Raw genomic sequence first — 12,081 nt, 5'->3', positions numbered from 1 at the left:
GCTGCGGGAGGCGGTCGCGCTGGAGGGCCGGCCGGACGTCGCCTCGGCGCTCGCCTCAGCGGGGGTCACGCCGGCGCAGGCGAAGGTGATCGTCGACGCGGTGGCTGACGTGCCCGAGGAGGACAAGGACCGCGCGGCCGCGTTCCTGCTGGAGAAGGCCGCGGCGCATCACGCGAAGGACCTGCGGGTGCTCGGCCGGCGCGTGTGGGAGGTGCTGGATCCGGTGGCAGCAGACGCCCGGGAGTCGGCGGCCTTGGAGCGTCAGGAGGCGCGGGCTGCGCAGCGGGTGCGGTTCTCGATGGTCGAGCACGACGACGGCACGATGGAGGGCTGGTTCCGGGTCCCGGTGCTGCACGGCGCGATGCTTCGCAAGATGCTGGTCGCGATCGGCGCCCCGAAGGCCAAGCGGGCGGCCGAGGGGGCCGGTGCTTACGACCCGACTATCAAGACCCCGGCGCGGTGGGGGCAGGCGTTCTGCGTCCTGCTGGAGCGGATCGAGGACAAGGACCTCCCCGACCGCGCTGGCTGCGGCGCGACCGTGGTCGTGACGATGACGATCGAGAACCTCACCGCCCAGCTGGACCAGGCCGGGCTGCTGGACACCGGGGAGCGGATCTCCGCGACCGCTGCCCGACGTCTCGCCGCGAAGGCCGGGATCATCCCCGCGGTGCTGGACGGTGTCGGGATGGTGCTCGACTGGGGCCGCGCGAGACGGTTCCACACCAGAGCCCAACGCCTGGCGATCGCGACCATGCACCCCACCTGCGTCCACCCCGACTGCGAGGTCTCGGCCAGTCATTGCGAGATCGACCACGACCCACCCTGGGAATCCGGCGGCGGCACCGACCTCACCGGGAAGCCACGATGTCCGAAGCACCACCGCGAACGACATCGATCGTCGAACACCGACCCGCCCGACGACTGACCGCGCCGACCTCGCTGCGTCTCGTGACGGCGCCGGGGCGCCTCCTCGACGACCGTGGGTAGCCCGGTCGGCCTGCTGGGCTACCGCGGGGAACGACGGTCGTCGAGGAGCACGCGCCAGCGAGCGTCACGAGACGCGCGCACCTGACAGACCAGCGCCACCCGACACCGCCACCCGACTCACAGTCTCGTGACTGCGCTGGCGCGCCTCCTCGCCGAACACCACCACCGGTCGTCGAGGAGCGAGCGCGAGCGAGCGTCACGAGACGCCCGCACCTGACAGACCGGCCTGTCCCGACGCGGTTCCTCGCGACGCTGCGCTTCCTCGACGACCGTGCCCGCCGCCTGTCGTCGAGGAGGAGCGACGCGAGCGTCGCGAGACGCGCGCACCCGCCGGGCCACCTCACGGTCTCGTGACGGAGCTGGGGCGCCTCCTCGATGACCGTGCGGACCACCGTTCGTCGAGGAGCGAGCGCAAGCGAGCGTCACGAGACGCGCGCACCCGCCAGGCCACCCCAGGTGGCGGCCCCCGGGCGCATCCTCGGCGACCGGAGGAGCGCGGCGGCGGAGATCGGACTTTCGGCCGGTACGCCGGACGCGCGGCGTCCCTAGGCTGAGCGGGTGAGTACGGCATGGCGGTCCTTCGTGGCCGAACCCCGACCGGTGGATCCGCCGGCGCCCGGGACCCGCGACCGGGTACTGGTCGGCATCCTCGCCCTCTGCGCGGTGCTCGAGGCGCTGCTGCGCGATGACCTGCCGGCACCGCTGGTGTCGGTGCTGGTGACGGCCGGGCTCGCGCCGTTGCTGCTGTGGCGTCGGAGCCGTCCGCTGGAGGTGGCGGTGGCGGTGTTCGGCACCGTCACGGCGGTCGACGTCGTGCTGCTCCTCGTCGAGGGCACCGTGATCGAGCAGACCACGCTGGTCTACGTGCTGCTGGTGCCGTACGCGCTCGTGCGGTGGGGGTCGGGACGGGAGGCCGTCCTCGGACTCGGTGTCGCGATGGTGCCCGCGACCCTGTCGGCGATCGCCGACTGGAACGGCCCCGCGGAGGCCATCGGCGGTTTCGGGGTGCTGGCCGCGATCGTCGCGCTCGGGTTCGCCGTGCGCACGCAGGGCCAGGCCCGTGGCCGGCGGCTCGAGCAGGCCCGGGCCGAGGAGCGGGTGCAGCTGGCCCGCGAGCTGCACGACACCGTCGCGCACCACGTGTCCGCCATCGCCGTCCAGGCCCAGGCCGGACGCGCCCTCGCCACCAGCGACCCCGCCGCACCGTTGCAGGCGCTGGCGGTGATCGAGGTCGAGGCATCACGCACCTTGGCCGAGATGCGCTCGATCGTGCGGGTCCTGCGCGCGGCCGAGCCGGCCGAGTCCGTCGAGATGGCGCCGCAGTCCGGTGTCGCCGACCTCGTCCGGCTCTCCGACGTAACCGCCGGCGGCCCCCCGGTGGACGTGCGGGTGGCGACCGACGTCGGCGACCTGCCGCCCGCCGTCGACGCCGCGGTGTACCGGATCGCGCAGGAGGCGGTGACCAACGCGCGGCGCCACGCCCGCAACGCCACCCGCATCGAGGTCCGTCTGGCCGGTGACCGGGCAGCGGTCAGCCTCGACGTGTGCGACGACGGCGAGCCCGTGGCCCCGGTCGCCACGGCCGGGTTCGGGCTGACCGGCATGGCCGAACGGGCCGCGCTGCTCGGGGGTGAGTGCACCGCCGGACCGCGCGCCGATCGCGGCTGGGCGGTGCGGGCCCGTCTGCCGCGGCAGGTGCCGGCATGACGATCCGCGTGCTCGTGGCCGACGACCAGGACCTGGTGCGCACCGGTCTGCGTCTCATCCTCGGCACCTTGGAGGGCCTCGAGGTCGTCGGCGAGGCACGCGACGGGGAGGAGGCCGTGCGGAGGGCGCGCGAGCTGCGCCCCGACGTGTGCCTGATGGACATCCGGATGCCGGTGATGGACGGGGTGGAGGCCACCCGCCGGCTGGCCGGTCCCGAGGTGACCGACCCGATCCCGGTGGTCGTGATCACCACCTTCGACCTCGACGAGTACGTCCACGGTGCGCTCGTGGCCGGGGCCAGCGGCTTCCTGCTCAAGGACGCCGGCCCCGAGCTGCTCGGGGAGGCGATCCGCGCCGCGACGCGCGGTGACGCCCTGATCTCACCCAGCATCACCCGCCGCCTGCTGGCGACCTTCGCCGGCACCGGGTCGGCGGCGGCCGTGCGTCGCCAGCCGATCGACCCGCTCACCGACCGCGAGGAGGAGGTGCTGCTCACCCTCGCCCGCGGACGGACCAACGCCGAGATCGCCGCCGAGCTGCACATCAGCCTCAGCACGGTGAAGACCCACATCGGCAGCCTCATGGGCAAGCTGGGGGCGCGGAACCGGGTGGAGATCGCGATGTGGGGGTACGAGACCGGGCGGATCCGCGACTGAGCCGCATCCCCGGCCACGAACGCTGACACACCCGGGCCCCGGCGGACAGGACCAGGCATGGAGACCACCCCGGGCGAGCGCGAGGCCCGCTTCCGCGACCTCGACGGCGCAGGGCAGCACCGACGAGGGCTGGCCGATGCTGGCGGAGGGACTGCTCGGTCGCGACGTCGTGGGCCTGAGACCGGGACCTACACGCTGCAGCTGGCCGACGGGACCCGCCGCACGCTCGGCTGAGCGGGCGACGGGCCCCGGAGACCGTTGGTCGGCGGGTCGAGGACCGTCAGTAGCTGTCGAAGGTGACGACCGGCTCGTCGTCCACGAGGTCGACACTCACGCTGAGGTAGAACGTCGTGGAGTCCTGCTCGCGCTGCCAGTCCGGGCGCCCGAACCCGTAGGAGGCGTCGTACTCGTAGGTGATCGTGGCCTCGCCCGGGACGTCGGAGTACAGCTCGGCGGGGAAGGTGCCGTAGAAGGCGTCCCACGACACCGTCGGGGTCACGTCCAGGCGCCAGGACACGTCGCGCTGCCGGTCCCCGCTCACGAAGGCGTCCTGGGGGCAGTCGGCCGGGTCGACCTCGGTCGCGGCCATGCACCGCTCGAGCAGCGCGTCGATCTCGGCGGTGACCGCGTCCTTCAGCTCCTGCGAGGCCTCCGGTTGCGGGAGGTCGGCGTAGGCGCCGTAGCTGCCGGCGGGCACGACCGTGTCGGTCTCGGCCGGCGCGAGCCACCGGCTGCCGCCGTAGGGGTCGAAGCGGTAGGTGCCCGGGAGGGCCCAGAGGTCCACGCCCGTCCCGGAGGTGTCGTCGACCTCGATCGCGGTGCCGTTGGCGGTGAGGCCGGTGGCGCCCTCGGGGAGCGGGACGGAGACGCTGGTGAGCAGGCCGGCGTCGTCGACCTTCCAGTCGTCGAACAGCACCGCCCGGCTGCCGCTGGAGCTCAGGGTGAGCGTGACGTCGCCCTCGGACTCCACGCCCTCGAGGTCGACCGAGACCTCGACCGAGCCGCCGAACTCCTCGACGTCGGTGATCTCGTAGCCGGTGATCCTGTCCGCCGCGGCCCGGTAGACCTCGTCGGTGAGCAGGGCCGTGGAGGGTGCGTCGTCCCCACCGAAGAGGTCCTCGCGATCCTCGATCGGGGCCAGTTCCAGCGCCGTCGCGACATCGCCGTCGACGAGCGCGTCGAGGTAGGCCTCGGCGGCCTTCTCGGGGGTGTAGACCGTGCTGCCGACGACATTGACGGTGACGACCGCCGCCAGCCCGAGCCCGCCGACCACGCCGACGCCGATCAGCGCCCGGCGGGCCCGGGCCCGGTCGGCCGGGGACATCGGGACCCGCGTGACCGGGGCGGCCGGGGCCGGCTCGAGCGCCCGCGGTCCCTGGGCGAGGCGCCGTGCGAGTGGGGCCGGCACGGCGCCGACCAGCGCCGGGGCCACCGAGCGGGAGAGGGCCTCGGTGAGTCCGCCCCACACGGCCATCACCGGGACCAGCCAGTAGGCGTTGTGCAGGGTGGTGCCGCCGCCGACGCCCTCGAAGGCGCCGGAGATGCGCACGGTGGAGACGACACACACGACCAGGGCGCCGACGGCCGAGGCGATCGGCAGCCACACCCAGGACCCGGCCTGGGCCAGCAGGACGGTGTCGTGGCGGCGCCGCAGGTGCCAGGCCACGGCGGCCAGCAGGGTGAGCAGCACCGCGGTGAGGGGCAGCGCCACGCCGGGGAACCACCCGAGGTCCCAGGCGAACTGCTGCTGGCCCGCCAGCGACACCGCACCGAGGTGGCCCAGGGACAGCGAGGCCAGGGCGACGGTCGGACCGAACACGAGGCTGAACAGGCCCGCCTCGAGGCCGCCGTCGAGCATGAACCACACGGTGGCCAGCGGCACCCCGACCACCAGCCAGGCCAGCAGGTGCTGGGCGACCAGGTGCACCGCACGTCGGGCGTCGTGCGGCAGCGCCCGGGGCCACAACGAGCCGACGACCGCCTGTCGACCGAGCCAGCCCGCCCCGGTGGCGAGGGTGAAGGCGCCGAGCGCGAGGGTCGTGGTGGCGGCGTGGGTGGTCGTGCCGTCGGCCCGCATCGCGAGCACCCGGGTGGCGATCATCGTCACGACGGCGACCGCGGCCCCGCCGGAGGCGGACAGCAGCGCCCGCTCCAGCGTGCTGGCCGAGGGGGCGGCGCGCTCGGCGCGGCGGGCGAGGACGAGGACGACGACGGCGAAGACGGCGGTGAGGAACAGCGGCGGGGCGAACAGGGAGATGCTGAAGCCGCTGTCGCTGATCCCCAACGCACCGCCCAGCGCCATGCCGGTGAGCTGGAACGGCAGGCCGATCAGGGTGCCGATCGCCTCGATGTCGATGCCGCTGGTGGGGTCGTCGGACCCCTCGCCGCCGGCGGCGATGCCGCCCACGACGACGGCCGCCATCAGGACCGCCGCGGCGAGGGTGGCGGCGTAGGCGATCAGGGGCCCGGCGCACGCCCGCAGCGCGGCACGCGCGGTGGGCACCGTGCTCATGACCGGCCCCGTGCTCATGACCGGCCCCGGGACAGGCCCCGGAGGTGGCGGGGACGGGACGAAGCCGGACGGGGGACCGGACGGCGGGCCGGGGGAAGGGGGCGGCGGGGGAGGTGTCGACGGCGGGGGCGGCGGGACCGGGGATGACATGCGGCGCAGCCTGCCCCGTGGCCCCGACACTATGCGTCAGCCCCGGCGCGGGCTGTGGATGACAGGATCGGGGCATGACTCGGGTGCGCGTGGATCTGAACATCTCCCTCGACGGGTTCGCTGCGGGTGTGCCGACCCCCGACCATCCGATGGGGGAGGGCTGGGACCGGCTCACCGCGGCCTACGTCGCGACCCGGACGTTCCGGGCCCGGGTGCTCGGGCTGACAGACGGATCGGGCACCACGGGCGTCGACGACCGCTACGGCGCGTCGTACTTCGGGGGCATCGGCGCCGAGGTCATGGGGGCGGGCATGTTCGGCCTGCACTACCATCCCGACGACCCCGACTGGCGTGGCTGGTGGGGCGAGACCCCGCCCTTCGGCTGTCCGGTCCTCGTGCTCACCGGCACCGCGCCGCGACCGCCGTTGGTGATGGCCGGGGGCACGACCTTCCACTTCCGGAGCGCACCGCTCCCGGAGGTCCTGGCCGAGGCCCGCGCGCTGGCCGGAGGTGCGGACGTTCGGATCGGGGGCGGGGTGAGCACGGCGCGCGACGCGCTGCGCGCGGGCTTCGTGGACGATCTCCACGTCGGGATCGCTCCCGTGCTGCTCGGCGCCGGCGTGCGGCTCTGGGACGGCGTCGCCCGGCTGGAGGACACCCACGACGTGCACAGCGAGGTCGCCGAGAGCGGCACCGTGCACCTGACCTTCCGACGCCGATGACCGAACCACCGACGTCGCTGACCGGGCGCACCCGCCTCCCCCTCGAGCGGACGCCGGAGGAGGAGCGGGAGGAGCGCGAGTTCCTCGACCTCTACGGCGCGTGGGAGCCGCTGACCCCCGCGGGCTTCGCCGCCGAGATGGTGGGGTTCGACCGGCCCTGGTGGGTGATCGGCGGTTGGGCGGTGGAGGCGGCCACCGGGTTGCGCCGTGAACACGAGGACCTCGACGTCTCCCTGTTGGTGTGCGACGTGCCCGCCTTCGTCTCGTTCATGGCCGGTCGGTGGCACGTGTGGAACAACGTCGGGGGCGTGCTGCACCCGCTCGGCGGCCGCGACGGCCGGTGGCCGACGGTGGACGAGCCCGCCAGTCAGCTGTGGCTGCGCCGCCATGCTGCCGCGCCGTGGGTGGTGGACATCCCGCTCACCCCCGACCACGACGGGCGGTGGGCCCACAAGCTGCGACCGCACGAGACGGCCGAGGTCGCCGAGGTCACCTGGCGGGCCGACGACGGTCTGCGCTACCTGCGCCCCGAGTACGTGATGCTGCACAAGGCGCGACAGTCGCGTGCGAAGGACCTGCTCGACCTGCGCGCCGTCCTCCCGGTCCTGGCACCCGACCGTCGCGCATGGCTGCGGGCCGCCGTCGCTGACCTCGATCCCGCCCACCCCTGGCTGCCCCGGATCGCCGGTGCGGAGCCGTCGGTGCGGCGGATCACCGCCTCCGACTGGCCCGCCCTGCGCGAGGTCCGGCTACGGGCGCTCGCCGACGCCCCCGACGCCTTCGGGGTGCTGCTCGCCGAGGCGCAGACCCAGCCGGAGGAGGTGTGGCGCGAGCGCGCCGGCGGGCCCTCGCCGATCCTGCTCGGCGACGTGGAGGGACGCCCGGTGGCGATGGGCGGGCTGTTCCTGCCCGACGACGACCCGGGGCACGCCGTCGTGTGGGGCATGTGGGTCGACCCGGCCGCGCGCGGGAGCGGCCTCGGGGCGGCGCTGCTGCGCGAGCTGCTGCGGCTGGGTCGGGAGTCGGGCCGCACCGTGCTGCTGCACGTCACGCAGGGCAACGACGCCGCCCGAGGCCTCTACGAGGCCCACGGGTTCGTGGGCACCGGCGAGTGGCAGCCGCTGCGGGAGGGCTCGACGCTGCAGGTCGAGACGATGCGGCTGGGCTGAGGCTCCGCTCCAGCTCAGCGCGCGGGTCGGACCCGGCGCGGCGGCGACGTCAGCGTCGTCCCCAGCGCGGTCACGCGCACCGTGAGTCGCTGCCCGACGAACGCGGGTCGGAGGCGCAGACGTGCGCCGCTGGCCCCCGGGACCGGGCGCCCGTCCAGGCGCCACCGGTAGCGCGCCGGATAGGTCCCCCGACCCGTGAGGAGAGCGCGCACGGTGTCGCCGACCCGCGGAGCGGGGCTGATGTCCACCCCGTCGAACGAGCGCGGCGGCACCGTGCCGCAGGGCCCCGCGCCCTGGGCGTCGCAGGCGGCGGGCTGCGGTGCGGTCTCGGCGAGCACGTCGCGATCGGGGTCGCTGCCGTCGAAGGTCGGGTTGTCGCAGGTGCTCAGGTCGCGGTCGTCGATCACGACGTTCGGATCGGCCTGCCCGAGCCTCGCCACCTGGTCGAAGCCCGCCTGCACCAGGTTCAGCGTCAGGGGCGCGAAGCCGTAGGGCGTGGCCTTCTGCTGACCGGCGCACAGGGCGTAGGTGAGGAAGTCGGCGAGGGTCTGACGCTTCCCGGTCGTCATCCGGGGGTCGGCGCTGTCGGTCGGGATGATCGCGTAGGTGTAGGACGACAGCGGATACGCCCGGCGGTCGGGGTTGGCGTACACCGGCTCCAGGTCCTGGGTCAGGTCCGTGTCAGGGTCGTCGGTGTGGTTCAGGGTGGCCGCGGTGAGCGCGACGGCCACGTTCGACGGCGTCGGCGCGACGTAGTAGCCGGCCGCGTTGAGGATCTTCGCCACCGGGGCGTCGCGGTTCACCGCGTAGGGGTACTCGACGTACCCGATCGAGCCCTCCCCGGCCCGCCCGGTCACGACGCTCACCACGGCGTCCGAGCCGGACTGGCCGACCATGGTCGCGGTCTCGCGCGGATAGGAGGAGGTGTGGCCGGCGCGCCCGAAGTAGGGCCGCCAGACGTCGGGGTGCGCCGTGTCCATCCAGGTCGTGAGCTGGGCGGTGAGGCCCGACCCCTCGGCGTGCACCACCGGGGTGATCGGCGTGTCCGGGAGCACCCGGCCGTTGTTGTCGGCGGTGATCGCGGGGTCGTTCCAGCGCGTGATGCCCCCGGTGAAGATCCTCGCCAGGGTCGCGCCCGAGAGGCGCAGGTTGCGCACCGGCGTGCCGCGCCGGTCGTGGAGCTGGTAGGCGAAGGCGAGGCCGCCGGCGGTGAGCGGGAGGTAGGCGAACCCCCGTCCTCCGCTGTCGTCGCCGGGGCCGCTGTCCGTGGTGCCCTGGAACCCGATCTCGGAGACGGCGAAGTCCACGGTGTCCTGGGCGAAGTCCCGGCGGCCCTTCGTGGCCCCGCCCCCGGTGTAGACGACCCGCAGGCCGGTGGCATCGACGTCGGCGATCCACTGCTGGACCAGCAGCTCGGCGCCGGTGGACCCGGAGCCCTCGATCGTGGCGTAGGCCGGCCGCGCCGGGCCCGGCGACGCGGCGACTGCGGCAGACGGGACGACCGGGGCGAGCAGGCCCGCTGTCAGGGCCGTCAGGGCCAGCAGGACGGGCAGCGGGAGGGGGCGGTGCACCCGGCCACGCTAGGCGCGGTCCCGTCGGCCCGGGAGGGACGTCACCGTCTGTTCATCCGGTCCTCGTCCGCCCGCCACCCGGGCTCACCGGCGGCCACACGGTCACGTGGCCGCCACGGGGCGCCGTCAGGCGTCGTCGGCCGGCTCGAGGGTGAGGCTGATGGAGTTGATGCAGTAGCGGTCGCCGGTGGGCGTGCCGTAGCCGTCGGGGAAGACGTGACCCAGGTGGGAGCCGCAGTTGGCGCAGCGCACCTCGACCCGCTTCATGCCGTGGGTGTTGTCCTCGAGGTACTCGATGGTGTCGCTGATCGGCTGGTAGAAGCTGGGCCACCCGCAGCCGGAGTGGAACTTCGTGTCGGACTCGAAGAGCTTGGCCTGGCAGGCCTTGCAGCGGTAGACGCCCTTGGTCTCGGTGTCGGTGTACTCGCCGGTGAACGCCCGCTCGGTGCCGGCCTGGCGCAGCACCTGGTACTCGGCGGGGGAGAGCTCGGCGCGCCACTCCTCCTCGGTCTTCTCCACGTTGTACGTCATGTCCCCAGCGTACGCACGCGGCCTCGCGTCGTAGCGGCGGTAGCGGGAGCGGAACCAGCGCATGACACCAGCCTGCCAGGACCCCCGCCACCCCCGGGGACGGGCCGGGGGATCAGAAGCCGGTGGTGCAGCGCGGCGGACTCGGGAGGTCGCCGACCGCGGCGAACCGGGCCAGGGCCTCGGCGTCGCGGGCCTCGAGGCGGTCGCAGTCGGCCAGCACCCCGGCCGGCAGGTCGCCGAGGAACCAGGCGCCGAGCGTCTCGGCGTCGAGGCGCACGTCGGCCTCCAGATCGGCCTCCAGATCGGCGGGAGCGGTGGTGGCGACGCCGTCGCGCACCGTCACCCGCCAGCGGCCCGCGATCAGGTCGAGGCGGTCCTCCACCTCCAGCACGACGTCGCCGTCGGCGCCCCAGGCGCGGCCGGCGAACGCGGCCGGCAGGTCGAGGATCCGCAGCCACAGGTGGTCGCCCACCGAGGTGACCTTCACCCGGCGCGGGTCGAGCAGCTGCTGGTCCAGCCGCAGGTCGAGGGCCGCGCGAGGGTGCTCGATGCGCTCCACCAGATCGATGGAGGACAGCACCTGCCACAGGTGCCGCTCCGCGGCCGGGGTGCCGAGCAGCTGGTGGAGGCCCAGCGTCGTCACGTCGTCCTTGCGGTCGATCGTATAGGTGGCGTACCCGTCGGGGGTGCCGTCGGCGGCCAGGCGCAGCGCGGTGCGCAGCTTGGCGTTCGGACCGTCTGCGTCCCAGTCGAAGCTGCCGTCCTCGATCGGGCGCCAGAAGGCGGGCCGGGCCACCTCGCCCCGGGTGTGCTGCAGGTACGCGTCGAAGGCCGTGACGACGCCGGGGTGGGCGGTGGCCGGCAGCGCGAGCACGACCTGTCCGCCGTCGTCCACGCCGCGACGCCACGCCAGCCCGGGCCGGGTGTCGAGCGTGAGTCGCTGCCGGCGCACCGCGACCCCGAAGCCGAAGCGGCCGTAGATGCCGCCCTCGCTGGAGGTCAGCAGCGCGACGGCCCGCCCGGCCTGCCGGCCGTGGCGCAGGTCGGCGGCGAGCAGGGAGCTCAGCACGCCGCGTCGGCGGTGCAGCACCGAGACGGTCACGTCGGTGATCAGGTGGGCGGGGAGCAGTTCGGCGCCGCCGGCGTGGAGCCGGCCCGCCCAGGAGGCGATCGTCGCCACCGGCATCCCGTCGTGGAACGGCGGCGCCGGGTCGGGGTGCACCGCGATCACCCGGACCTCGTCCGCGCGCAGGAACTCCTGGTAGCGGTCGCGCTGGGTCGCGCTCGGATGCGCGTCGGTGAACCCGCGCTGCACCGCCCCCATCCAGGCCAGGACGACCTCGGGGTCGGCGTCGCCGGAGAGCGCCTCCGCCCGGAGGTCGGCGGGCAGTTGCGGCAGGGCGTCGTCGCTCATGGGCCGACCCTAGTGAGGGCGGGCTACGGTGCGCGCCCCGGTTTCCGGGCCCGCGGCAGGTGCGGGATCGAGGTACCAGACCGTGCGGTGGGTCCAGTCGCCCGGGCCGCGTCGTCGTCCCGAGCACACGATGATCACGACCTGCTCCGGCCCCCAGGAGCGGAAGGTGGGCGCGGCGGGGATCCGGTCCCGGCGGAAGCGGGTCCGCTCACGCACCCGGTAGCAGGCCGCCGCGCCGCGCGCTCCCCTGAGACGGAGACGATCGCCGACGCGGAGGCCCGCGAGCAGGCGGTTGCCCAGCGCGGAGCCGTCGGGCCAGGTGTGGGCGTTGAGCAGGACGGTGCCCTCGCCACCGCCCGGCAGGATCGCGGGATCCCAGGCGAGCACCCGCTTGCCGCGGTCGGTGACGGGGGCCGTGCCGATCTCCCCGTCACGGGTGCGGGGCACCCGGACCACCGCGACCCGGGCCCGGGGCGCTGACAGGGCGGCCTCCCGCGGCCGGAACGGGCCCTCGGCCGGTCGGCAGCGGTCGCCGGAGGAGGACGGGTCGGACCAGGAGGCGACCCCGGTCGCGGTCGCCGGGGCCGGCACCGTCACCAGCACGCGGAGGCGGAGCGCGCCGACGACTAGGCCTCGCCCGCCGCTGCGGTGAGGGCCGCAGC

The 12,081-nt window shown here is 74.6% G+C and carries 11 protein-coding genes; 6 read left to right on the top strand and 5 right to left on the bottom strand.

Annotated features, from left to right (window positions below):
• The 4 genes from ACERUJ_RS07145 to ACERUJ_RS07130 form a co-directional block, all read left to right on the top strand.
• Window positions 1-925, top strand: a 925-nt coding sequence (locus ACERUJ_RS07145; RefSeq protein ID WP_370247799.1) for a DUF222 domain-containing protein, incomplete at its 5' end; no start/stop codon positions are given.
• A gap of 620 nt (window positions 926-1,545) precedes the next feature.
• Entirely contained in the window at window positions 1,546-2,694 is a 1,149-nt protein-coding gene (locus ACERUJ_RS07140) for a sensor histidine kinase (protein ID WP_370247798.1), read from the top strand.
• On the top strand, window positions 2,691-3,350 hold the full coding sequence (locus ACERUJ_RS07135; protein ID WP_370247797.1) for a response regulator: 660 nt from the start codon (window positions 2,691-2,693) through the stop codon (window positions 3,348-3,350). The genes ACERUJ_RS07140 and ACERUJ_RS07135 overlap by 4 nt, the downstream gene beginning before the upstream one ends.
• 57 nt (window positions 3,351-3,407) lie before the next feature.
• The gene (locus ACERUJ_RS07130) at window positions 3,408-3,584 is read left to right on the top strand and encodes a hypothetical protein (RefSeq protein ID WP_370247796.1); all 177 of its coding nucleotides are present in this window, start codon (window positions 3,408-3,410) and stop codon (window positions 3,582-3,584) included.
• A gap of 46 nt (window positions 3,585-3,630) precedes the next feature.
• On the opposite strand, the gene ACERUJ_RS07125 is transcribed toward ACERUJ_RS07130, so the two are convergent.
• The gene (locus tag ACERUJ_RS07125; protein WP_370247795.1) at window positions 3,631-5,862 is read right to left on the bottom strand and encodes a hypothetical protein; all 2,232 of its coding nucleotides are present in this window, start codon (window positions 5,860-5,862) and stop codon (window positions 3,631-3,633) included.
• 224 nt (window positions 5,863-6,086) lie between these two features.
• Here ACERUJ_RS07125 and ACERUJ_RS07120 point away from each other — a divergent pair, with 224 nt between their 5' ends.
• Window positions 6,087-6,734 carry a dihydrofolate reductase family protein gene (locus tag ACERUJ_RS07120; RefSeq protein WP_370247794.1) on the top strand — a complete coding sequence of 216 codons (648 nt, stop codon included), beginning with the start codon at window positions 6,087-6,089 and terminating at the stop codon, window positions 6,732-6,734.
• Window positions 6,731-7,903 carry an N-acetyltransferase family protein gene (locus ACERUJ_RS07115; RefSeq protein WP_370247793.1) on the top strand — a complete coding sequence of 391 codons (1,173 nt, stop codon included), beginning with the start codon at window positions 6,731-6,733 and terminating at the stop codon, window positions 7,901-7,903. Before ACERUJ_RS07120 ends, ACERUJ_RS07115 begins: the two co-directional genes overlap by 4 nt.
• Before the next feature lie 14 nt (window positions 7,904-7,917).
• Here ACERUJ_RS07115 and ACERUJ_RS07110 read toward each other — a convergent pair whose 3' ends face one another.
• The 4 genes from ACERUJ_RS07110 to ACERUJ_RS07095 form a co-directional block, all read right to left on the bottom strand.
• Entirely contained in the window at window positions 7,918-9,474 is a 1,557-nt protein-coding gene (locus ACERUJ_RS07110) for a substrate-binding domain-containing protein (protein WP_370247792.1), read from the bottom strand.
• A gap of 126 nt (window positions 9,475-9,600) precedes the next feature.
• Entirely contained in the window at window positions 9,601-10,005 is a 405-nt protein-coding gene (gene msrB / locus ACERUJ_RS07105) for a peptide-methionine (R)-S-oxide reductase MsrB (protein ID WP_370247791.1), read from the bottom strand.
• 112 nt (window positions 10,006-10,117) lie between these two features.
• Complete coding sequence (locus ACERUJ_RS07100) at window positions 10,118-11,419, bottom strand: GNAT family N-acetyltransferase (protein WP_370247790.1); 1,302 nt, start codon at window positions 11,417-11,419, stop codon at window positions 10,118-10,120.
• A gap of 9 nt (window positions 11,420-11,428) precedes the next feature.
• On the bottom strand, window positions 11,429-11,866 hold the full coding sequence (locus tag ACERUJ_RS07095) for a hypothetical protein (RefSeq protein ID WP_370247789.1): 438 nt from the start codon (window positions 11,864-11,866) through the stop codon (window positions 11,429-11,431).
• Between the last annotated feature and the right edge of the window lie 215 nt (window positions 11,867-12,081).

The sequence above is a fragment of the Nocardioides sp. genome (assembly GCF_964228225.1).
In the GTDB taxonomy this organism is placed as follows: Bacteria; Actinomycetota; Actinomycetes; order Propionibacteriales; family Nocardioidaceae; genus Nocardioides.
This window is presented reverse-complemented; position numbering and strand designations above follow the sequence as displayed.